The sequence below is a fragment of the Amycolatopsis circi genome (genome assembly GCF_003385235.1).
Lineage (GTDB): Bacteria > Actinomycetota > Actinomycetes > Mycobacteriales > Pseudonocardiaceae > Amycolatopsis > Amycolatopsis circi.
Map to the genome: position 1 here is coordinate 1 of NZ_PQIA01000014.1, position 21,233 is coordinate 21,233.

At 69.8% G+C, this 21,233-nt stretch carries 20 protein-coding genes; 7 read left to right on the top strand and 13 right to left on the bottom strand.

All coding sequences use genetic code 11. The annotated features are described in order from the left end of the window. The 3 genes from D0D37_RS07415 to D0D37_RS07425 form a co-directional block, all read right to left on the bottom strand. The coding region (locus D0D37_RS07415; protein ID WP_162834116.1) for an APC family permease at nt 1-1,206 on the bottom strand (1,206 nt) is incomplete at its 3' end. A 188-nt stretch (nt 1,207-1,394) separates the two neighbouring features. Further along, nucleotides 1,395-2,570 carry an iron-containing alcohol dehydrogenase family protein gene (locus D0D37_RS07420; protein WP_116199785.1) on the bottom strand — a complete coding sequence of 392 codons (1,176 nt, stop codon included), beginning with the start codon at nt 2,568-2,570 and terminating at the stop codon, nt 1,395-1,397. Beyond that, nucleotides 2,567-3,667, bottom strand: coding sequence for a mandelate racemase/muconate lactonizing enzyme family protein (locus D0D37_RS07425; protein WP_116199786.1), 1,101 nt, complete (start codon nt 3,665-3,667; stop codon nt 2,567-2,569). Before D0D37_RS07425 ends, D0D37_RS07420 begins: the two co-directional genes overlap by 4 nt. A 58-nt stretch (nt 3,668-3,725) precedes the next feature. Here D0D37_RS07425 and D0D37_RS07430 point away from each other — a divergent pair, with 58 nt between their 5' ends. Together D0D37_RS07430 and D0D37_RS07435 are read left to right on the top strand one after the other, a co-directional pair. Beyond that, nucleotides 3,726-4,526, top strand: a complete 801-nt coding sequence (locus tag D0D37_RS07430) for an IclR family transcriptional regulator (RefSeq protein ID WP_116199787.1) — start codon at nt 3,726-3,728, stop codon at nt 4,524-4,526. Between the two features lie 73 nt (nt 4,527-4,599). After that, a complete protein-coding gene (locus D0D37_RS07435) occupies nt 4,600-5,046 on the top strand; it encodes a hypothetical protein (protein WP_208719842.1) in 447 nt (148 codons plus the stop codon). Nucleotides 5,047-5,086: 40 nt separating this feature from the next. Here D0D37_RS07435 and D0D37_RS07440 read toward each other — a convergent pair whose 3' ends face one another. The 5 genes from D0D37_RS07440 to D0D37_RS07460 are packed head-to-tail and all read right to left on the bottom strand — an operon-like array spanning nt 5,087 to nt 9,992. After that, nucleotides 5,087-6,205: an acyl-CoA dehydrogenase family protein gene (locus D0D37_RS07440; protein WP_116199789.1), complete on the bottom strand. Its 1,119-nt coding sequence runs from the start codon at nt 6,203-6,205 to the stop codon at nt 5,087-5,089. 1 nt (nt 6,206) lies between these two features. Beyond that, nucleotides 6,207-7,004, bottom strand: coding sequence for an enoyl-CoA hydratase/isomerase family protein (locus D0D37_RS07445; protein ID WP_116199790.1), 798 nt, complete (start codon nt 7,002-7,004; stop codon nt 6,207-6,209). Further along, nucleotides 7,001-7,933, bottom strand: coding sequence for an acyl-CoA dehydrogenase family protein (locus D0D37_RS07450; RefSeq protein ID WP_116199926.1), 933 nt, complete (start codon nt 7,931-7,933; stop codon nt 7,001-7,003). Before D0D37_RS07450 ends, D0D37_RS07445 begins: the two co-directional genes overlap by 4 nt. After that, nucleotides 7,930-8,850 (bottom strand): acyl-CoA dehydrogenase family protein, encoded by a 921-nt coding sequence (locus tag D0D37_RS07455; RefSeq protein WP_116199791.1) that lies wholly within the window; start codon nt 8,848-8,850, stop codon nt 7,930-7,932. The genes D0D37_RS07450 and D0D37_RS07455 overlap by 4 nt, the downstream gene beginning before the upstream one ends. 2 nt (nt 8,851-8,852) lie before the next feature. After that, the gene (locus D0D37_RS07460) at nt 8,853-9,992 is read right to left on the bottom strand and encodes an acyl-CoA dehydrogenase family protein (RefSeq protein ID WP_116199792.1); all 1,140 of its coding nucleotides are present in this window, start codon (nt 9,990-9,992) and stop codon (nt 8,853-8,855) included. Nucleotides 9,993-10,257: 265 nt separating this feature from the next. On the opposite strand from D0D37_RS07460, the gene D0D37_RS07465 reads away from it, so the two are divergent. The 4 genes from D0D37_RS07465 to D0D37_RS07475 are packed head-to-tail and all read left to right on the top strand — an operon-like array spanning nt 10,258 to nt 14,663. Further along, nucleotides 10,258-11,625: an MFS transporter gene (locus D0D37_RS07465; RefSeq protein WP_116199793.1), complete on the top strand. Its 1,368-nt coding sequence runs from the start codon at nt 10,258-10,260 to the stop codon at nt 11,623-11,625. Nucleotides 11,626-11,672: 47 nt separating this feature from the next. Further along, a complete protein-coding gene (locus D0D37_RS07470; protein ID WP_341867972.1) occupies nt 11,673-12,971 on the top strand; it encodes an amidase in 1,299 nt (432 codons plus the stop codon). Beyond that, on the top strand, nt 12,968-13,126 hold the full coding sequence (locus D0D37_RS47090) for a hypothetical protein (RefSeq protein ID WP_167493503.1): 159 nt from the start codon (nt 12,968-12,970) through the stop codon (nt 13,124-13,126). Before D0D37_RS07470 ends, D0D37_RS47090 begins: the two co-directional genes overlap by 4 nt. Before the next feature lie 13 nt (nt 13,127-13,139). After that, nucleotides 13,140-14,663: a class I adenylate-forming enzyme family protein gene (locus tag D0D37_RS07475; protein WP_116199795.1), complete on the top strand. Its 1,524-nt coding sequence runs from the start codon at nt 13,140-13,142 to the stop codon at nt 14,661-14,663. A gap of 87 nt (nt 14,664-14,750) precedes the next feature. On the opposite strand, the gene D0D37_RS07480 is transcribed toward D0D37_RS07475, so the two are convergent. From D0D37_RS07480 to D0D37_RS07500, 5 genes are all read right to left on the bottom strand, one after another. Further along, a complete protein-coding gene (locus tag D0D37_RS07480) occupies nt 14,751-16,301 on the bottom strand; it encodes an AMP-binding protein (protein WP_116199796.1) in 1,551 nt (516 codons plus the stop codon). Between the two features lie 11 nt (nt 16,302-16,312). Beyond that, nucleotides 16,313-17,185 (bottom strand): cyclase family protein, encoded by an 873-nt coding sequence (locus tag D0D37_RS07485; RefSeq protein ID WP_167493504.1) that lies wholly within the window; start codon nt 17,183-17,185, stop codon nt 16,313-16,315. A 45-nt stretch (nt 17,186-17,230) separates the two neighbouring features. Further along, entirely contained in the window at nt 17,231-17,959 is a 729-nt protein-coding gene (locus D0D37_RS07490) for an SDR family NAD(P)-dependent oxidoreductase (protein WP_116199798.1), read from the bottom strand. An 88-nt stretch (nt 17,960-18,047) separates the two neighbouring features. Then, entirely contained in the window at nt 18,048-18,788 is a 741-nt protein-coding gene (locus tag D0D37_RS07495; protein ID WP_116199799.1) for a FadR/GntR family transcriptional regulator, read from the bottom strand. 128 nt (nt 18,789-18,916) lie between these two features. Then, complete coding sequence (locus D0D37_RS07500; RefSeq protein WP_116199800.1) at nt 18,917-19,558, bottom strand: TetR/AcrR family transcriptional regulator; 642 nt, start codon at nt 19,556-19,558, stop codon at nt 18,917-18,919. A gap of 89 nt (nt 19,559-19,647) precedes the next feature. Between D0D37_RS07500 and D0D37_RS07505 the strand changes: the two genes are divergently transcribed. Continuing rightward, entirely contained in the window at nt 19,648-21,003 is a 1,356-nt protein-coding gene (locus D0D37_RS07505; protein ID WP_244223424.1) for an NAD(P)-binding domain-containing protein, read from the top strand. Nucleotides 21,004-21,233 lie beyond the last annotated feature (230 nt).

Below are 21,233 nucleotides of genomic sequence, written 5' to 3' on the forward strand. Positions count from 1 at the left end.
CACCGTGCTGTTCGTGACGAACGAAACCAGCTGGCTCCACCCGGGGAAGGGCAGGACGAAGAAGCAGCCGACGACGAACGCGAGGATCAGGCTGACCCACGGCACGCCCGCGGAGTTCACCTTCGCGAGCCCGGACGGCTCGTTTCCGTTGCGCACCATGGCATACGAGATACGCGCGGTGACGCCGGTGTAGATCAGGCCGGTGTCGCCGGGCGAGATGATCGCGTCGGCGTACAGCACCGCGGCGAGCCAGCCGATGCCGAGCACCCCGGCGATCGCGGCGAGCGGGCCGAACGTGGCCAGCACGTCGCTGCCGGTGGTGAAGTTCGCGCCGACGTGCGCCCAGCCTTGTTTGGCGATCGCGTCCGACGGGACCGCGCCGATGAACGCGATCTGCAGCAGCACGTACAGGATCCCGGTGAGCACGACCGAACCGATGAGCGTGAGCGGCACGTTGCGTTTCGGGTTGGCGGTCTCCCCCGCCAGCTCGACGCCTTGCCGGAACCCGAAGAACGAGAACGCGATGCCGGCGCTCGCGACCGCGGAGAAGATCCCGTGCGTCCCGTACGGGGCGAACCCGCCGAAGCCGGTGAAATGGCCGGTGTTGAAGGCGGTCACCAGGAACACCACGATCACCAGCGCGATGACGGCGAGCTTCCACCACACGAGCACGTTGTTGATCCGGGAGAACCAGCGCACGCCGAAGAAGTTGACCAGCACGAAGAACGCCAGCAGCGCGACCGAGATGCCGGTGCCCGCCGGGGTGAGCACGGCGTTGCGGTCCGCGTCGAGCCTTTCCAGCCAGGGCACGTAGTTCGTGGCGTACTGGACTACCGCGAGCACCTCGATCGGCGACACCGCGGCCGCCGCGATCCAGGTGACCCAGCCCATCGAGAAGCTCGCGAACGACCCGAACGAATAGTGCGGGAACCGCGCGACGCCGCCCGAATGCGGGAACATCGTGCCCAATTCCGCGTAGGTCATCCCGATCAGGACGAACATGACCGCGCCGATCCCCCACGACACGATCGCCGCGGGCCCGGCGAGCTGCGCCGCCTTGAGCGCGCCGAAGAGCCAGCCTGACCCGATGATCGATCCCACCGCGGTGAACAGCAGCCCGATCGGGCCGAAATGCTTCTTGAGCCGTTTGTCGTCCCCCGCGACGACCGCGGGGGACGGCTGTTCGGTCGTTCCGGCTGTGTCCATGGCGCGGCCTCCTGCCGGGTCGGCGGTCCGCTTCCACTGTCCTCCCGCGGCGGCGCGCGCAGAATAAGCGGACATAAGATCGTTACCTTGTGCACCATTCGGCGCCGAGCCGCGATCCTGCTCGGTCCGCCGTTGCCGCACAACGGTATTCGCGAGTTATGTCCGACATTGCCGGTTCCCGCCCCGGACTACCAGGTTGCGCGGAGTATCCCGGTCACGTCCGCCGCCGAGACCTCGCGCGGGGTGTTCGCCAGCACGCCGTCCGCCAGGGTGTCGGCCACCAGGTCCGGCAGATCTCCTTCGCCGATGCCGAATTCGCGCAGCCGGCCGGACAGTTCGACGTCCGCGACCAGCCGTTCGATCGCCGCGATCGCCGCATCGGCGTTGTGCGCCAGCGATTCCCGGGCATCGGCGACGCCCAGCGGTTCCGCCAAGCGCGCCAAGCGTTCCTCCCGCACCGCGCGGTTGAACCGCAGGCATTCGCCGAGCACCAGAGCCAAAGCCTGGCCGTGCGGCAGGTCGAACCGGCCGCCCAGCGAGTGTCCGACGCCGTGCACCACGCCAAGTCCGGTAGTCCGCATCGCCAGGCCTGCCGTGTGTGCGGCGAGCATCAGGTTCGCTCGCGCCGTCAGGTCGCCGCCGTCGGAAACCGCGCGACGCAGATTCTCCGCGACCAAGCGGACTGCTTGCAGGTCCAGACCATCAGCCCAGGGATTCGGCCGCGCGGAGAGAAACGACTCCACCGCATGGGTCAAGCAGTCGATTCCGGCGGCGGCGGTCGCGCGAGGCGGCAGGCTCAACGTCAACGCCGGGTCGAGAAGTGCGTGCCGGGCAAGGCAAGCCGGGCCGCCCAGGTAGCACTTGCGCTGCTGCCGCGGATCGGTGATGACGCCGAGGTCGTTGCACTCCGACCCGGTGCCGGACGTGGTCGGGATCGCCACGATCGGCAACGCGGGCACGAGATCCGCTGATTCCTCGGTGCTCCAGCTCAATTCCGTGGCCGGACGTTCGTTGACGGCGGCGAGCGCGATCGCCTTCGCAGCGTCCAAAGCGGACCCGCCGCCCAGCGAAACCACCGCCTCAGCACCGGCGGCACGCACGAACGCACCGCCCGCGTCGACGTCGTCGGTGGTCGGATTCGGGTGCACGTCGGAGAAAACCTCGACTGCCAACCCGTCCTGCCGCAGCAACTGGGATGTCTTCTCTGGCAACGGGGTCGCGACCAGCCCGCGGTCGCTGACCAGCACGACCTTACGCGCGCCGGTCGTCCGGACCAGTCGCGGCAGCTGTTCGACCGCACCGGCGGCAAAAGTGGCGGCCGGATAGGGGCCGATCTCGATGGCCGGGATTTGCGTCTCTGTCATGGCTTCCTCCCGAACCGTTCCTCGTCGACAGCGACGCCCAGCCCCGGCACGGACGGCACGTGCAGCAGGCCGTCCGCATCGATGTCCAGCGGGGCGGAAAGCAGGAAATCGCGCCGCTCGGGCGTCCAAACCGGTGGGTCGTAAGGGAATTCGAGGTACGGTCCCCCGCCGACGCCCGCGGTCACGTGCAGGTTCGCGAGCAGGCCGAGACCGTTCGACCAGGTGTGCGGCGTGAAGAGGCGATTGCGCGCCAGCACCAGCTCGGCGAGAGTCCGGGCGCGCAGCATTCCGGCGGCGAGCGCGACGTCGGGCTGATAGACGTCGAGGGCGTCGGACTCCACCAGGTCCAGCAGTTCGCGGAAGGTCCGGACCATTTCTCCCCCGGCGACGCGGATCCCGGTGTCCCGCACCGCGCGCAGGCCGGGCCGGTCGTCCAGCGGCAGCGGTTCTTCGAGCCAGAACACGTCCAGTTCGCGCAGCGCCTCCGCGAACCGCCGGACCGCCGCCGGGTCGAGCGAAGGCCGCACGTCGCCGGGCATGCGCCACGCCTGGTTCAGGTCGACCATGAGCGTCATCTCCGGCCCGACCGCGTCCCGGACCGCGCGCATAGTGCGGATTCCGCCAGCGAAATCGTCGGCGGCCAGCCGGATCTTCGCCGCCTGGAACCCGCGCTCGCGGATCCCGGCCATGACCTCGGCCCGCTGCTCCGCGGGCAGGATCCGGCCGGTCGACGCATACGCCGGGATCGCGTCCGCGGCACCGCCGAACAGCGTCGCGACCGGGACGTCGAGCACCTTCCCGATGACGTCCCACAGCGCGATCTCCAACGGCCAGTAGCGCCCGGCGTGGAACGCGATCGTCTCGAGCGCTCGCACGTGTCGACTGATGGCCATCGGATCCTGACCGAGGAACAGCTCCGCGTACGGCTCGAAACCGGCCATCATGTCGCCGGAGCCGTAGCCGACCACGCCTTCGTCGGTGACGACCTTGACCACCGTCGCGTCGAAGCGCGTGCGCGGAACCGGATCCCACGCGGCGTCGAACGGCGGATCGAGCGGCAGCGTCCCGGGCAGCAGCTGGATGTCGGCGATCTTCACTCTTCGGACGGTAACCGCGGATTGACTGCTGCCCAATCGTTGTTGCACAGTCCTCAACATGGCGAACCAGCGCACGTACGGCTCGGGGCTGGTCCGCGACGTCGACCTGCTCGAAGTCCTCGCACTGCCGGAGGCACGGGACGGACTCGGCGTGTCCCGCGTCGCCGAACTGTCCGGCCGCGACAAGGCGCAGGTCTCGCGCGCCCTCGCGACGCTCGCCGACGCCGGTCTGGTCTCGCGCGACGAACACACCCGCGCGTACCGGCCGGGCTGGCGGTTGTTCGCGCTGGCCACGCACGCCACCGAAACGCATCTCGCGCACCTCGCCGCGCCATTTCTGCGCACGATCGTGGCGCGGCTGAACGAAACGACGCATTTGTGCGTCCTGCGCGCCGGCCAGGTGTTCACCCTCCGGAGCGAACTCGCGTCCCACGCTTTTCGCGGACTCGGCTGGGAAGGCGTCGGTGTCGACCCGTTCTCGACCTCACCCGGACGGGTGTTATTGAGCGAATGGGACGAGGAAACCGTCGGGCAATGGTGGCGGACCTTCGCCGGCGCCGCCGCGCATCCGCTCCCCGATCTCCCCGGCCCCGCCGAGGAGCCGCCGCCGCTCACGCTCGACCAGCTGGCCGCGAAGCTGGCGGGGATCCGGAAACGCGGCTACGAAACCGTTGACGAGGAGTTCGAGCCCGGGCTGGTCGGCGTGTCCGCGCCGGTGTACGGCTTCCGCGGCGACATCGTCGCGGCGGTCAACGTGTCCGCGCCGAAATCGCGCCTCGGCGGGCGGCTTCCCGCGGCGGGCCGATTCACCCGCACCGTGGCCGACCGGATTTCCGCCGCACTCGGCGCCCCTCGCTGAACCGCGGTCTGCGCTGCCCCGCACCGTTCATTTATGCTTCGCCAAATCGTCGTTTCCCCGGCAGGTGGTCGCCATGTACGAAATCCCGCCCACTGCGGCGATGCAACGCTGGTCGGTCTCGGTCGACGGGACCAGCGCGATCTTCGCCTGCGCGCCGTGGCTCGAGGACCACACCGCGGACCGAGTGCTGCCGCGCGTGTGGCCAGGCCGCGGACTGGGCGTCAGCGACACCGACGCCGCCGGTTTCGCCGCTGCGATCGCCGAGACGATGAAGGCCCCGAGCTACTGGATCGCCAGCCACGCCGCCGCGCGCGCCTGGCAGGACCAGCCCTGGTCCCCCGCCCGCCGCGACCACGACGACGGGTTCGTCTACTTCGCCGGACCATGCGGGGACGCGGGTGTTGCGGTGGGCTACCGACCGGCTTATCACCTGCCGCTCGCTCTCCGCGACCTGCGCGGACTGCGGATCCGGCTCGCGGCCTACCTCCGCGGGGCACGGGTAAGAGCTCGTGAGTGCTGATGCCGGTTAGAACCGGGACAGCCACTCACGAGCCCCCCACTCAAGCCGACAACCCGAACTCCTGCCGCGCGATCAACCCCCGCATCACCTCGGTAGTGCCGCCGCCGATCGTCTCCAGGATCGACTGCCGCCACAGAAACTCCGTATCCGTCCCCGCGACCACCGCCTCCGCCCCGCCGAACTCCATCCCGGCGCGGGCGATGTCCTGGGCCAGCACCGTGCCCGCCAGCTTGTGATACGCCGCCGGGACCGCGGCCGGTTCTCCCCGGATCACCTCGCCCAGCAGGGCCAGCGCAAGCGCATCGACCTCGGCTAGCCGGACAGACAGCTCACCCACGCGCCGCCGCACCACCGGATCTTCGGCGACTCCGGCCGAGTCCAGCGCAGCCATCAGGTCGTGCAAGTCCCGACGCAACCGTTTGGGCGGAAACTGCACGTGCCGCTCCACCGCGAGCGCCGACGCGACGACCTGCCAGCCCTCGTTCTCCGCACCCACCCGATCAGCGACCGGGACCCGCACGCCGTCGAACCGGACCTCGTTCAGCCGTCCGCCGTCCAGGGTCGGGATCGGCGACACGGTGATCCCGGGACTGTCCAGCGGAACGATCAGCACGCTCAGCCCGCGCGAACGGCTATCCGGCGCCCCGGTCCGGCACAGCAGCCAAATGCGGTCCGACCAGTGCGCGTTAGACGTCCAGCACTTCGCCCCGTCGACCACGTAATGGTCGCCCACGCGCCGAGCCTTCGTGCGCACCGCGGCGAGGTCCGAGCCCGCGTCCGGTTCGGAGTAGCCGAGGCAGAAGTTCAGCCGACCGCGTCGCAGGTCGGCGAGGTATCGCTCGCGCTGCTCGTCGGTGCCGTGCGTCATCAGGGCCTTGGCCACGAGACCCGGGCCCATCGGCGGGCGCGCTACCCGTGCGTAGGCCATCTCGTCCCAGAGGATGAACTCGTAAGCAGGCGACCGTCCGCCGCCGCCGAACTCGACCGGCCACGACAGCGACAGCCAGCCCCGGTCGCCCAGCGCGCGGTAGACCCGGCGGACGCCGTCGGCGGTGTTCTTGCCGCGGTGGAAGTACCCGTCGGTGTCCCGGTACTCCCAGAGGAACTCGAGAACCTCCGCCCGGAACGCCTCTTCCTCAGCGGTGAAGCCGAAATCCATCTCATTGCTCCCCGGTTGTCCAGTTAGGCTCGCGGCCCTCGGCGAACGCGCGCGGACCTTCCTTCGCGTCCGGGTGGGCCCAGTGCATGCGCAGCAGCGACCAGCCGTACTCGCACGCCTGCCCGTATCCCATCTCCAGCGAATTCCAGACCGCCTGCTTCGACAGCGACACCGCCTGCGGCGAGTTCCGCGCGATCAACTGGGCCATTTCCTCGGCGTCGGCCATCAGATCCTCCGAAGTGGACAGTTCGTCGACGAGCCCGAGCTGGTACGCGCGCTGAGCGGGCATCCGGTAGCTCTTGCCCATCAGCGTCATCCGGAGCGCCGAGCCGAGCGGAAGCCGTTTCGCCAGCCCGATGTTCTCCATCGCGCCGACGAGACCGACGTTCACGTGCGTGTCCATGAACGCCGCGTGATCGGCCGCGAGCACGATGTCCGCGTCGACCACGAAGTGCAGCCCGGCCCCGGCGACCAGCCCGTTGACCGCGCTGATCACCGGTTTCCACACCCGGTTCTGCCGCGGCGACCAGAACACCTCGTCGGTCAGCGGCCCGTTCCCGGTGCTCATCCCGCCGCGCCCGGCGACCGCGTGCACGTCGGCCCCGGTGCAGAAATGCCGCTCCCCCGCGCCGATCACGATCGCCGCGCGGATCCACGGGTCGTCGCGGACCTCGGCCCACATCTCGCGGATCACCGGCATCATCGACCCGGTCAGCGAGTTGCCCCGGTGCGGGCGGTTGAGCGTGAGGCAGGCGACGTGGTCGCGCTTTTCGAACAGCACCTCGGGCGCGTCGCTCATCGTTCCTGGCCTTTCCGGCGGTACTTCGCCGCTATCTTGTCCGCGCACCCCGGCCGCGATGCCTGGTGCCTGATCCGCTGCGAAAGCGGCCCGATCGGTCCCTCCACGGAATACCCGATCGCGCCGAGCGTCTGGTGCGCGACCTCCGCCGCCTCGACCGATGCCCGCCCTCCCGAACACCGCGCCGCGGCCGCCAGCGCGGTCCCGTCGGGATGTCCGTCGTCGAGCGCGAGCGCCGCCATCGTGGTGAGTTTCTCCGCCGCGGTAAGCGAAAGCCCGGCGTTCACGAGCGGATGTGCGACGGCCTGGAATGTCCCGATTGGACGTCCGAATTGGACTCTCGTACGCGCATGCTCGACAGCGAGGTCCAGCAACCGCCGTCCCGCACCGCTGAGATAGGCGGCTGCCGCGATGTCCGAGAGCGCCGTCGCCGCCTCGACGCGTTCCAACGGCTGAATCCGGGTCAGCTCGACCCGGCCGCACTGCTCTCCGCCCAGCACCTCGACCGGTTCGACCGAACCAGCCTCGGCGAGCCAAGCCCCCGCGCCGCCGTCCGTTTCAACGAAAACACCCGCCACCGGAGCCCAAGGCAACAAAGGCGGCGCACCGACCGAGGCCACGCAATTCCCGTCCGCAACCTGAGCCGAAAGCTCTGGCGGCAGCGCATGGGTCGCGAACACCGTCGCCGCCACCGGACCAGGCGCAGCAGCCCGGCCCAGCTCCGCGCAAGCAGCCGCGATGTCACCCGCCCCGCCGCCTTCGCCCGGCACCGCCAGCGAAAGCACTCCGAGCGAGGCCAGCCCGCGCCAGAACTCCGCCGGGAACGCACCGGAGCGCCACACCTCGTCCGGACAGTGCGTCCGGCAGAAACTCCGGACCACCTCGGCCAGCGCCCGCTGCTCTTCGGTGGGCGTCAACGCGACGCTCATGCCGTCGCCCAGCGTGCTTCGGCGGCGGCCCGGCTCGGCGTCCGCCAACTGCCCAGTTCCGCGCGCAGCACCTGCAACCGCAGCGTCCACAGGTGCAAGTCGTGTTCGGCGGTCAGCCCGATCGCGCCCATGATCTGGTGGGTTTCCCTGGTCACGCGGCCGAGCGCGGACATCGTGTGCGTCGCGGCGACCGCGGCGGCTTCGGCGGGCGCCCCGGCGAACGCGGCCTCGTAGACGAGCCAGCGCGCGCCTTCCACCAGCACGTTCACCTCGGCCAGCCGGTGCTGCAGCGCCTGGAACGAGCCGAGCGAGCGGCGGAACACCTTGCGGTCCTTGGCGTAGGCGACCGCGATGCCGGCGGCTCGCCGCATCATGCCGACCGCCTCCGCGGACACGCCGACCCGCCACCAGTTCACCATTGTCTCCGCTGCCCCGGGAGCCAATTCCTCGCGACCAGCAGGAACCACCCGGGCGAGCGGATAGCCGTAAGCCGACGGAACCCGTTCAGCCGCACCGGGATCGAGGTCAGCGGCGAAACACCGGTCGCCGTCGGCGAGCAGCATCCGCGTCGCCTCGCCGCCGTAGCGCACCGGACCCGGCTCGCCCGCCGCGAGCACCACCGGCCCGGCCGGGCGGTCGAGCCCCAGCGCAGGCAGCACCAGCAGGTGCGGCACCGCGCTCACCGCGCCGAGTTCCGCGGCGATCGCCTCTACCGCCAAGGTCGCGTCGAGCGGACCGGCGTCCTCCGCGGCGAACAGGTCGAGAAAACCGTCGCGCCGCAACGCTTCTTCGAGGTTCCAGTCGTATTCGCCGCGAGCGGCCAGCTCACGGCTGCGTTCCGGTCCGGCGTGCCGGGCCAGCAGGGCGCCCAGCGCGTCGAGCACCGCGCGCTGGGTCGAGGTCGGTTCGAAATCCACGGCTAGTCCTTCGGCAGTTCGAGGATGAGACGGCTGATCAGGTTGAGCTGCACCTCGTAGCTGCCCGCGGCGATGCCCGCGCCGAGCGAGTTGCGGAACTGCGCATCGCCCAGCGCTCCTTCGACGAGTGCCTCGCTGCCCAGCACGTCCAGCGCGAGGTCGCCCACCGCGCGTTCGGCCTGCACCATCGCGGCGCGGGCCTGATACGCCATCGGCGAGGGCTCCTTCGCTTTCGCCCGCTCGTCGATCACCCGGTACACCAGCACGCGCGCCGCCTCGCACGCTGCCCGCGCGCGGCCGAACTGCTCCTGGATCCCCGGGTCGGCCAGCCGTCCGACCGCGCCGACCTCGGCGGCCAGCCGGTCCAGCACCAGCGCCGCCCGGGCGTACCGGGGCGCGCCGACGCGTTCGTAGGCGAGCGTGCGCCGGACGATCTCCCATCCCTTGTTCTCCTCCCCGAGCAGGCAGTCCGCCGGAATCCGGGCGTCGGTCAGGAAGAGCTCGTTGAAGGAATGATCGCCCACGAACCCCGGGATGCGCCGGACCTCGGCTCCCGGGGTGTTCAACGGGAGCAGGAAGACCGAGATGCCGTCGCGGCCGTCGGCGGCCGACCCGGTGCGCGCGAGCAGGAAGCAGTAGTCGGCGACGTTGGCGTAGGACGTCCAGATCTTCTGTCCGTTGAGGACGTAGCTGTCGCCGTCGCGCACCGCCTTCGTCCGCAACGCGGCCAGGTCGGTGCCCGCCTCGGGTTCGGAGAAGCCCTGGCACCAGAAGACCTCGCCGCGCGCGATCGGCGGGAGCAGCTTGCGCCGCTGGTCCTCGGTGCCGTACTTGATGATCGCCGGCCCGACCCAGTTGACGTTCATGTACTGCGGCCCGCGCGGCTCCCCGCGCCGCCACATCTCCTCGCCGAGCACGAAATGCTGCCACGCGCCCTGCCCGCCGCCGCCGTACTCTCGCGGCCAGTGCGGCGTGAGCCAGCCCTTTTCCGCCAGCCTGCCGACGAACCCGCGCGAAAAATCGCTGTAGACGGCGCTGCCGAGGCCGGTCTCGGACCGGTCCCATTCCGCCAGCTCGCGGTCGAGGAAGTCCCCCAGCTCGCGCCGGAACGCGACGTCGGCCTGATCCCACGCGAACTCCATCAGCGTCCCTCCGGCCCGCGGCGGCCCTGGCGCTCGTCCAGTCGGTGCACGTCGCCGACTCCTTCCACCTCGTTCGATGAATAAAGGATACTCAATTAGCCCTGCTATGCAACCAGGCACGGGCCACTTCGCTCTCCCATCGGCTCAAAATCGCCGGTCATAGCGGTGGTAACGGAATCGCATCCGGAACGTGCACCTCTTGCACTCCGTCCGCCTATCAGTATCCTCAACTCGGTCGCTCATCGCCCCATCCCCGGAGGTCCCGATGGTCTCGCCAGAACCGCAGCCGCCCGCCCCGCAGCAGCAGAACGCCGCGTCCCCCGAACTGCGCAAGGTGACGATGTCCAGCCTGCTGGGCACCGTGATCGAGTACTACGACTTCCTGATCTACAGCTCGATCGCCGCGCTCGTGTTCGGCCCGCTGTTCTTCCCGTCGCTGGACGGCTCGACCTCCACCATCGCCGCGTTCGGCACGCTCGCCGCCGGCTACGTCGCGCGTCCGCTCGGCGGGCTCGTCTTCGGCCACTTCGGCGACCGGCTCGGCCGCAAGTCGATGCTGATGGTGACCATGACGCTGATGGGCGCGGCCAGTTTCCTCATCGGCGTGCTGCCGACCTACAGCTCGATCGGCGTCGCCGCGCCGCTGCTGCTCGTGTTCCTCCGCGTGGTGCAAGGGATCGCGGTCGGCGGCGAATGGGGCGGCGCGGCGCTGATGGTCGTCGAGCACGCGAGCGCGCGCCGGCGCGGCCTGTGGGCCGGCATCATGCAACTCGGGTCGCCCCTGGGGTCGTTCCTGGCGACGCTCGTGTTCGCGCTGGTGAGCCTGCTCCCGAAACCCGCGCTGTTCTCGTGGGGCTGGCGGCTGCCGTTCCTGCTGAGCGCGCTGCTGCTGATCATCGGCCTGTACGTGCGGCTGCGGGTCTCGGAGAGCCCGGTCTTCCGCGAGCAGGCGGCCAAGTCCGGCGACAAGAAGCCCGCCGTCCCGGTGCTGCAGGTGCTGCGCCGCCCGCGCGCGCTCATCCTCGCCTGCGCGGCCGGGATCGGGCCGTTCGCACTGACCGCGCTGGTCAGCTCGCACAGCATCGCCTACGCCAAAACCCTCGGCTACGACGTGTCCGACGTGGCCCGCGCGCTCCTGTTCGTCGCGGGCGTCGGCATCATCTGCATCCCGACCTTCTCCGCGTGGTCGGACCGGGTCGGACGGCGGACGGTGAGCCTGATCGGCGCCGTCGGCACGATCCTCTACGCGCTTCCGTTGTACGCCATGGTCACCAGCGGCTCGGTCCTGTGGCTGACGCTCGGTCTCATGGGCGCGCAGGTGCTGCAAAACCTGATGTACGCGCCGCTCGCGCCGATGCTGTCGGAGATGTTCGGCACCGGCGTGCGCTACACCGGGGTTTCGCTGGGCTACCAGATGGCGAGCCTGATCGGCGCCGGGTTCACGCCGTTGATCGCGAGCAGCCTGGTCGCCGGGTTCGGCGGGTCGAGCCTGCCGCTGAGCGCCATCGCGGGCATCGGGGCGGTGATCACCATCGTGGCGATCTGGCGGATCTCGGAGACCCGCGGCAGCGACCTCACCGAATCGCCCGAGGCGGACTCCCCCGCCGCCGAACCGGCCGCGCGATGGTCCTGAGCATCGCCGAAGCCGCGGTGGCCCTCCGAACTGGGAGGACCACCGCGGTGGCGTTGGCCGAGTCCGCCTTCGCCGCCGCCGACGAGCACGACGCCGCGCTGGGCATCTACCTCTCGCGGTTCGACGGACCGGCGCGCGCCGCCGCGGAACGAGCGGATGCCGAACTGGCTGCTGGCCTCGACCGCGGTCCGCTGCACGGGATTCCGTTGGCAGTCAAGGATCTCCTCGCTACCGACGAGGGCGAGACGACCGCGCAAAGCCAGGTGTTCGATCGCGCCTGGGGCCAGCAAGGCGACGGACCGGCGGTCGCCCGGCTACGCGCTGCCGGTGCGGTGCTCACCGGGAAGACGACCACGATGGAGTTCGGAATCGGTGCGCCGGATACGACGAAGGGGTTCCCGCTCCCGCGCAACCCGTGGCGTCCCACGCACTACACCGGCGGATCCAGCTCCGGCAGCGCGAGCGCGGTCGCCGCGGGACTGGTGTTCGGCAGTCTCGGCACCGACACCGCGGGCAGCGTCCGGTACCCCGCCGCGTTGTGCGGGGTCACCGGGCTCAAGCCGACGTACGGCCGGGTGCCGAAGAACGGCTGCGTCCCGCTCGCGCCCGGCTTCGACCACGTCGGCCCGCTCGCCCGCAGCGCCGAGGACTGCGCGATCCTGCTGACCGTGCTCGCCGGGGCCGACCCGGGCGATCCTTCCTCGGTCGACCGGCCTTTCGAGGACTACCGCAGCGGGCTCACCGGTTCACTGGCTGGGGTACGGATCGGAGTCGTTGCGGCACCAGACCCGGTCTTCAATCAGGCAGTGACTATTCTGCGCGACGCGGGCGCACACACGAGGCCGGTCGAACTGCCGTACTACACGGAACTGAAGACGGTGACCAAATTCGGTCTCGCGGCGGAGGCTTTCGCTTGGCACCGAACGAATCTCCAACGCCGGTGGTCCGATTACGGTGCCTCCACGCGGATGGCGATCGCGAAGGGCGCGCTCGTCTCCGCCGCTGATTACGTGCAGCTGCAACGAGTCCGGCGGGCCGGGCAACGGAAGCTCGCGCAACTGTTCACCGAGGTAGATCTGGTGCTGATGCCAACCGCCACCTCCGGCGCGCCCGAGATCGCCGAGCTGAGCACGTCCGGAATGGCCGACACCGCACTCACCTCCTACTGGAACGCGGCGGGCAATCCGGCGCTGTCAGTTCCGATGGGTTTCACCGACGACGGGCTGCCGCTCGGCCTGCAGATCGCCGGACGCCCGTTCGACGAGGCCGCCGTACTCGCCGCCGGACAAGCCTACCAGCAACGGACCAGCTGGCATCGGCAGACGCCGATGGAGAGCGTCCGATGACCGTCGCGGCTCTGCTCGCCGCGGCCGGACTGTCCCCGGCTCCAGCCGAGATCGCCCGGCTAGAGGCGGACTACCCGGGCTGGGCGGCCGAACTCTCCGCACTGGACGAGGCACTATACGAGGAGCCCGCCCCGATCTTCCGGGCGGAGCTGTGAAGGAGGAACGACCGTGGGCAACGACCTGACGCTGCCGAGCTGGCTGCGGACGATCGGCGGGCAACCGCACGGCGCGCACCGGCGTGCCCTGGCCGACGAGCACGGCGAACTGACCTTCGCCGAACTGGTCGCCGCCATGGACGCGACCGCTGCCGCCTTGCGCGAGTCCGGGGCCAGGCCGGGCGACCGGATCGTCACCGCGATGGAGCCGTCGATCCCGCACACGGTCGCGATCCTCGGCGCGCTCGCCGCCGGAATGGTAGCCGCGCCGTTGAACATCCGGCTGACCGCGCCAGAAGCTCGCGCGTACCTCAGCGCGCTCGAACCCGCCGCGCTGGTCGCCGACCCCACCTACGCCGCGCTCGCCTGGGAAACCGGATACCGCGTCATCGAACTTCCCTCGGCGAACCAGCCCGCACCGATCGCCGAACGGCTGGCCCCGCTGCACAAACCGCGCGGCGACCAGAACGACCCGGCCGAGGACGACTTCGCGATCATTTTCGGCACCGGCGGCACCACCGGCAGTCCGAAGGGCGCGGTGCACACTCACCGCAGCCTGTGGTTGTGGCTGAACACCTGCGCACACGGCAATCCGCGGGTCCAGTCGGACGTCGAACTGTTCTTCTCGCCGTTCTTCCACATCACGCTCGGCACGAACCTGCTGACACCGCTGTTCGCCGGCGGCGAGGTCTGGATCCACCGGCGCTTCGACCCCGCGGCCGCACTCGCCGCGATCGACCAGGGCGCCAGCAGGCTCATGGGCGCGCCGACGATGTTCGCCGCCTTGCGCGCCCGGCCCGAATACGCGTCGACGCGCCGCGACAACGTCACCGCGATCCGGTTCGGCTCCGCCCCCTCCACTGGCGATTTCGTGCAGGACCTGCTGCACGACTTCCCGAACGCCCGCATCCGAGCCGGTTTCGGCGCGACCGAATTCGGCTCGGTGATGGGATTCGACCACGAGGACCTGCTGGCCGGGCGGTTCGCCGGGGTCGGAAGGCCGCTGCCGGGCGCGACCGTGCACATCCTCGACGCTGATGGCCGCGAAGCCGCTCCAGGTGTCGTCGGCGACCTGGTGGTTTCGTGCCCGTGGCAGACCCGCGGCTACTACGGCCTCGCCGACGAGACGGCCAGGACCTTCCAGGCCGACGGTGTCCACATTGGAGACCTCGCGTCGCGGAGCGAGGACGGCTGGGTGACCATCGCGGGCCGCCGCAAGGAAATGATCATCAGCGGCGGGGAGAACGTCTACCCGCGCGAAGTGGAGGAGGTCGTGCTCAGGCATCCGGATGTCGCCGACGCGATCGTGTACGGGATGCCCGACGAACACTGGGGAGAACGGGTCGAGGTGAGCGTCGTCGCGGTGGCGGGACGGACTGTGAAACCGGCGGCATTGCGGGAGTACTGCCGCGCGGAACTGGCGGGTTACAAGATCCCGAAGACGGTCCGGTTGATCGCCGCGGTGCCGCTCACCGCGAACAACAAACCGGACCGCCGCCAAGCCCGCGCCGACGCTCTCGCCGCCTCGCCGGATTGAGGCTCGGCATTTCCGCCAGCTCTCCCGGCCTCGGCGCAACTTCCGTGAGGGGAACCCTCACGGACTCTGATTCCCTCAGGGTTCCCCTCACGGACCGCCCACCGCCCCGGCCGCCAGCTTGCGCAGCTCCGCCTTGCGAATCTTTCCCGTCGACGTCTTCGGCAACTCCGTGAACCGGATGTCCTTGGGTACCTTGAAATGCGCCAACCGTCCCCGCAGCCAACTGATCAAGTCCACATCGGACACCTCCGCCCCGTCGCGGAGCCGCACGAAGGCGACCGGCACCTCCCCCCACTTCGGATCCGCCTTCGCGACCACCGCGGCCTCCGCGACCGCCTCGTGGTCCAGCAGCGCGTTCTCGACCTCGATCGACGCGATGTTCTCCCCGCCGCTGATGATCACGTCCTTGAGCCGGTCGCGGACCTCGACGTACCCGTCCGGATGCCGTACCGCCACATCGCCGGTGTGCAGCCAGCCCCCAGCGAACGCCGCCTCGGTCGCGGCCGGATTGTCGAGATACCCCGCCATGACCGTGTTCGAGCGGATCACCAACTCACCCAGAGTCTCCCCGTCCGCGGGAACGTCCTCGAGCCCCGGAGTCACCACGCGCGCCGACTCGACGTTCACTGTCCGAACCCCTTGCCGGGCCATCATTTTCGCCCGCTTCTCCGGTGCAAGCTCCTGCCACTCCGGCCGAGGGACGCACATCAGCGAAGGCCCGTACGTCTCCGTCATCCCGTAGAGGTGCGTCACCTCGATACCGATCCCAGCCATCGCCGCGATCGCTGCGGGCGACGGCGGCGCTCCCCCGACCGCGAACTGCACCTGCTGCGCGAACCGCGCGCCGCCGCTCGCCTGAACCAGCATGTCGAGCACAACCGGAGCGCCGCTGAGATGCGTCACCGCTTCCTGTTCAATTAGCTCGAACGCCCGCGTCGCATCCACTTTCCGCAGCGTGACGTGCCGCGCGCCCGCCGCGGTGACCGCCCAGGTGTAGCACCAGCCGTTGCAGTGGAACATCGGAAGCGTCCACAGGTAGCGCGAACTTGCTTGCAGGCCAGTGGAAACGACCTGGCCGAGCGCGTTGAGGTACGCACCGCGATGCGTGTAGACCACGCCTTTCGGGCCCGCCGTGGTGCCGGAGGTGAAGTTGACCGCCAACGGCTGACGTTCATCGCTCGGCAGCCGCAACGGCACCGGATCCGCCGTGCGCAACCAATCCTCGTAGTCCTCGCCGATCACCACGACCGCACGCAGCTCAGGCGTTCGTTCGGCGATCTGGGCGGCCAGCGACTGGTCGACGATGAGCACCTTCGCGCCGGAAAGCCGCAGCAGCTGCGTGTATTCGTCCGGCGAGAGACGCGTATTCAACGCCACCAAAGCACACCCGGCCCCGGGCACGCCGTAATGCGCTTCCAGCAACGGCACACCGTTGGGCGCCAGCACCGCGACCCGGTCGCCCTCGCCGAGTCCCAGTTCCCGCAGCCGTCCGGCCAGCCGCTCCGCCCGGTCGGCCAGCCGCGCCCACGACACCCGTTCCCCGGCATCGGTGACCACGCCGATCCCGTCGCCGTCGAGATCGACTGTGCGCCGCAGGAAACTCAGCGGGCTGAGCGGCACGTCGTTGGCGAAATCCATTCCGGTTCCCTTCAGACAACAGCGATCGGGCGCAGCGGCGAACCGGTCCCGCCCCGCAGGGTCAACGGCAGCGCGACGAAGAGGAACGTGACGACGCCGTCCGCCGCCAGGTCCTCGCAGTTCACCCACTCCATGATGTGGATCCCGTGCTGCTGCAGCAAAAGCACGTGCACCGGCAGCGGATTGCCCGGCACCGGCGACGGCCGGACCTCGAACGACATGGTGTCCGCGCCGACGTACCGCACGCCCTTCGACACCAGCCACCGCGCCCCGTCCACGCCGACGCCGCTGCCGCCGCTCTCCTCGGCGATCCGCGCGGTGTCCGGCCAGAACTTCATCTGCCCGGTCCGCACGAGCACGATGTCCGACCCGGTGATCGTGACGCCGCCCGCCTCGGCCGCCTGCCGGAGATGGTCTTCCCCGACCGCGAAATGCGGCGGCAGGACGTCGAGGCCGAGCAGTTTCGGGATGTCGAGCAGCACGCCGCGGCCGATGATCGGACCCAACTCGGACGCGTCGCCGCGCAGCGCACCGTAGTCGCCGAGCCCGTTGTTCGCCGACGTCCCGCCGTGCCACTCGTCCTCGCTGCCGCACGTGACGTGGCACAGCGCGTCGATGTGCGTTCCGGTGTGCAGGCTGCCGGAGACCAGTTCGGACACATACCCGAACTCGACGTCGTTCGTGCCCGGCGAGTCGAACGGGAACCGGCCTTCGGCGCGTTGCCCCTGCGGGGAGTTGTACGTGACGACTTCCAGCTGCGGGTTGCCCGCGAACGTCGGCATGTGCCGCCACCAGCCGGTCGACAGGTCGTACACGGAGCCCGTCGCGGGCAGGCCGAGGCTGCGCACGAGGTCGGCATCGGGCGGGGTGCTTCGGGAACTCATCAACACTTCCTTGTGGTCAGAGGGCTTGGGTCGGAGGGGCTGGGGTCAGACCGTGACGGACAGCCCGGCGTCCACCGGGACGACCGCGCCGGTGATTCCCGCGGCCGACGGGGAGGCCAGGAACAACACCGCCGCGGCGACCTCGGCGGGCTGCACGGCTCGCCCGCGCGGCGTGCGGCCCACCATGCGCCTGCCTGTCTCCGAGGGCAAGAACTCCTTCATCCGCGGCGTTTCCACCAGGCCGGGCGCGATCGCGTTCACCCGCACGCCGAACGGCGCCTCCGCGGCGAGGTACCTGGTGTAGCCGAGCACGCCCGCCTTCGCCGCGGAGTACCAGCTCACGCCGCCGCCGATCACCGTGCCCGCGATCGACGCGACGTTCACGACGGATTCCGCCCGCTCCCGCACCCGGTCGAGCCAGGAGGTCGTGACCAGTTCGACGAGCCCGAGGACGCCGACCACTCCGTCCGCGAACGGCCGCGGCCGCTGGCTCGACGGACCGGCGTTGTTGACCAGCATCCCCGGCGTACGCCAGGCCAGCGTGCGGTCCAGCGCCGCGGCGACCGAGACCGGGTCGGCGGCGTCCGCCTCGACCGGCAGCACTTCGCCGCCCGCCTCCTCGGCGAGGCTGGTCACCGCCGCGAGGTCGAGGTCCCACGCGGCCACCGCGAGCCCCAGTTCGGCCGCGCCGAGCGCGATCGCGCGGCCGATCCCGCTGCCCGCGCCGGTGACCAGGACACAGCTTCCGGTTTCAAAACCCATGGTGGTCAGCATCAATACAGTATACTCTTTTATGGAACCTGAAGCCAGAATCCGGACGTGGTGCCAGGAGGAGGTGAAAGAGTGCACTCTGCGGGGAGGGTCAGGCGTCCGGCCGCAGCAACGCGGCGATGGCCTGCAGGTGCCGGCGCATCCGGTGCTGGCCCAGCGGAGCGTCCCCGGCGACGATGGCCGCCACGATCGCTTCGTGCGCCTCGTGCGATTCACGGGCGGCGTCCGAGTGTTCGCCGCCGGAGTCTTCCGCGTCCCATTCTCGCTGCACGATGTCCTGATCGAGTTGCGCGAGAACTTCCACGAACAATGTGATCGCCGGGTTTCCGGCGAGTTCGGCGATAACGCGGTGCAGATTGCGCGCGTGCCCCCGGGTGAATCCCTGCTCGAGGAGTTCGCGTTCGGATTCGAGCGCCTCTTTCAGCCGGACGATTCCCGATTCCGTGAGGTTCTCCGCGGCCAGCGCGATGCCCGCGACCTCGAGGGCGGTCCGCGCCTCCATCAGCTGCCGCCGGCTCACCTCGGCGTGCCGCAGGTACACCCGCGCCGCGTTGCGCACGACGCCCGGATCCGGTTCTGTCACCACGAGTCCGCCACCGGGACCGCGGCGCATCGACGCCATCTGCTGGTGCTCGACCAGCCGTACCGCCTCGCGGAACACTGCCCGGCTGACCCCGTACCGCTCGATCAGCTCCGTTTCCGAGCCGAGCACCGATCCGACGCGCCAGCCGTCGTCGATGATGTCTTTTTCGATCCGCTCCGACACCTTTTCCGCCAGCCGCCGATTGCCGCCCTTTTCCCCGGCCGGTGCGGCGTTCTTCTTGCTGGTCATCGGTCGACCCCTGTCGGTGCGCGTGCGGCGAATCGGTAATCACGTGGGCCGCGCCAGTCTATACCACCGCGGATTTCCGGCGGGGACGCGGCGAACCGCATTTCCGGTATCTCTCCGCCCGGTATCGCTCAGCGGAGATACGGCGCCAGCATCGCCCCGGTCATCCGGCGCGCGGTCGCCGCCGCGTGCGCGGAATCGCCTTCCACCAGGCCGAGAAGCGGATCCAGCCCCTCGACGTGCGGGGCGAGCGCCAGATGCGGCAGGACCAGCAGCAGCAACGACAACACGATCTCGACATCGGTGTCCGCGCGCAGCTGGCCCGCTGCCACCGCGCGTTCGACCAGCGGCCGCAGCACTGCCAGATAATGACTGTTGACCGCCTCGCGGACCGGCGTGCGGGCGACCGGATCGGGTTCGAGGTTGGCCGCCGCGGTCATCGCGCGCTCGAGCGGATGGTCGTAGAAATACCGCACCCACGCGTCTAGCAGCTGGTCGAGCGAGCCGGCGAAGTCCTTGTCCCACGGGAGCTTCGCGATCTCGGCCTCCATGGCCGCGCGGATCCGCACGCTCGCCAGCTCCGCGAGGTGGACGTACATGTCGGCCTTGTCGGTGAAGTACTGGAAAAGGCTGCCTTTCGACACCCCGGCCTCGCGGCAGATCGTGTTGAGGCTGCCGCCGCTGAAACCGCGCGCCGCGAACTCCGCCTCGGCCGCCGCCAGCACGGCCGCCCGCCGCTTCTCCGGCAGCCGCTCCCACGTCCCCGTCGGCACCGCCGACCTCCCCTCTCCTTGACTCGCCCCGCTCTCGATCGTACTCTATGACCGCCGGTCATATGACCACCGGTCACAAGGAGGAGCACATGTCCGCGAACAGCTTCCGGGTCTGCGTCGTCGGCGCGGGCTCGGCCGGGATCGCTGCCGTCAAGGTGCTCGCCGAGCGCGGCATCGACGTGGACTGCTGCGAACTGTCCGACCGGGTCGGCGGCAACTGGGTGTGGGGCAACCGCAACGGGGTCTCCGCCGCCTACCGGTCCCTGCACATCAACACCTCGCGGCAGCGGATGGAGTTCAACGACTTCCCGATGCCCCGGAACCTGCCCGACTTCGCCCGGCACGACCAGATCGCCGACTATTTCGCGGCGTATACAAAGCATTTCGGCTTCGGCGACCGCATCCGGTTCGGCACCGGCGTGACGCACGTCGAGCCGAAGCCGGACGGCAGCTTCGCCGTGACACTGTCCACAGGGGACACCGAACGCTACGACGCGGTTCTCGTCGCGAACGGCCACCATTGGGATCCGCGAATGCCGGAGCCGATGTTCCCCGGTGTCGAAGGATTCCGCGGCGAGATCATGCATTCACATTCCTACACCGAGGAAGCGCAACTGGCCGGGCGGCGCGTCGTCGTGGTCGGCATGGGCAATTCCGCGATGGACATCGCCGTGGACGCGTCGTACCACGCCGCGGAGACCTACCTGTCCGCGCGGCGCGGGGTGCATGTGATCCCGAAGTACGTGTGGGGCAAGCCTTATGACCAGATCGCGGGCAAGGAATGGCTGCCTTCGGCGCTGCGTTGGCCGGTCGCGCGCCGGTTGATGGCTGCTGCAACCGGACCGATGACGCGGTACGGGCTGCCGGAACCGGACCACAAATTCGCGCAGGCTCACCCGACGATGTCCAGCCGCATCCTCGACCGGCTCGCACACGGGGCGATCACCCCGGTCGAGGAGCGGACCGGCAGCCGGGTGCGGACGTTTCCCGTTCGCGGGCGGTCCAAGTCGGCTTTTCTGGTTTCCGGCACCGAAGTGCTTTTCCTGCCGGAGAACTTCCCGTCGCTCGACAAGATCACTGTCTACAATGGATGGTTCCCGGCACTGAGCCGGGTGATGCCCGCGGTTTCCGCACTGGCCGCGATCGCCGGGCCGGTGGTGCAGGCGGCGAGCGGGTTGATGAAGGGGCCGCCCGGAGGACCGGACGCGGCGGAGCGGGCGAAAACCGGCGCGGAGGTCGTCGCGGTCGCCGATTCCCGCGTCGAGGTGCGGCTTGAGGGGCCGAATGCGTACACGCTCACGGGGGAACTGCTTGCCTGGGCGGCGATTCGGTTGAGTGTCGAGGGACCGGTGAAGCCTGGGGTGGTGGGTCCGGTGGACGCCTTCGGACTGGAGCCGCTTCGGGACGGGTGCGCGGAGCTTGGGCTGGTGCGGCAGGAGTCGTGAGGGACCGTTGCCGCACAACGGTTTCGTTCGAGGTGCCCGCGGTGGTCCGTGAGGGGAACCCTGAGGGACTCAGAGTCCCTCAGGGTTCCCCTCACGGACGCGCGGAAGCGGCTAAGTGGGCATAGGTCGAGCATTTCGGCGGAAATGAAGTCCTTTGTGGACAGTTGGTGGGCTGAGGCCTCGCCGCTGAAGTCCCCTGGCATTGGACTCAGAGTCCGTGAAGGTTCCCC

Bases quoted from the DNA above. Each gene is read 5' to 3' on its own strand.
- D0D37_RS07420 (WP_116199785.1), bottom strand. From the start codon at position 2,570: ATGACAGAGACGCAAATCCCGGCCATCGAGATCGGCCCCTATCCGGCC.
- D0D37_RS07430 (WP_116199787.1), top strand. From the start codon at position 3,726: ATGGCGAACCAGCGCACGTACGGCTCGGGGCTGGTCCGCGACGTCGAC.
- D0D37_RS07435 (WP_208719842.1), top strand. From the start codon at position 4,600: ATGTACGAAATCCCGCCCACTGCGGCGATGCAACGCTGGTCGGTCTCG.
- D0D37_RS07440 (WP_116199789.1), bottom strand. From the start codon at position 6,205: ATGGATTTCGGCTTCACCGCTGAGGAAGAGGCGTTCCGGGCGGAGGTT.
- D0D37_RS07445 (WP_116199790.1), bottom strand. From the start codon at position 7,004: ATGAGCGACGCGCCCGAGGTGCTGTTCGAAAAGCGCGACCACGTCGCC.
- D0D37_RS07450 (WP_116199926.1), bottom strand. From the start codon at position 7,933: ATGAGCGTCGCGTTGACGCCCACCGAAGAGCAGCGGGCGCTGGCCGAG.
- D0D37_RS07460 (WP_116199792.1), bottom strand. From the start codon at position 9,992: ATGGAGTTCGCGTGGGATCAGGCCGACGTCGCGTTCCGGCGCGAGCTG.
- D0D37_RS07465 (WP_116199793.1), top strand. From the start codon at position 10,258: ATGGTCTCGCCAGAACCGCAGCCGCCCGCCCCGCAGCAGCAGAACGCC.
- D0D37_RS47090 (WP_167493503.1), top strand. From the start codon at position 12,968: ATGACCGTCGCGGCTCTGCTCGCCGCGGCCGGACTGTCCCCGGCTCCA.
- D0D37_RS07480 (WP_116199796.1), bottom strand. From the start codon at position 16,301: ATGGATTTCGCCAACGACGTGCCGCTCAGCCCGCTGAGTTTCCTGCGG.
- D0D37_RS07485 (WP_167493504.1), bottom strand. From the start codon at position 17,185: ATGAGTTCCCGAAGCACCCCGCCCGATGCCGACCTCGTGCGCAGCCTC.
- D0D37_RS07490 (WP_116199798.1), bottom strand. From the start codon at position 17,959: ATGCTGACCACCATGGGTTTTGAAACCGGAAGCTGTGTCCTGGTCACC.
- D0D37_RS07495 (WP_116199799.1), bottom strand. From the start codon at position 18,788: ATGACCAGCAAGAAGAACGCCGCACCGGCCGGGGAAAAGGGCGGCAAT.
- D0D37_RS07505 (WP_244223424.1), top strand. From the start codon at position 19,648: ATGTCCGCGAACAGCTTCCGGGTCTGCGTCGTCGGCGCGGGCTCGGCC.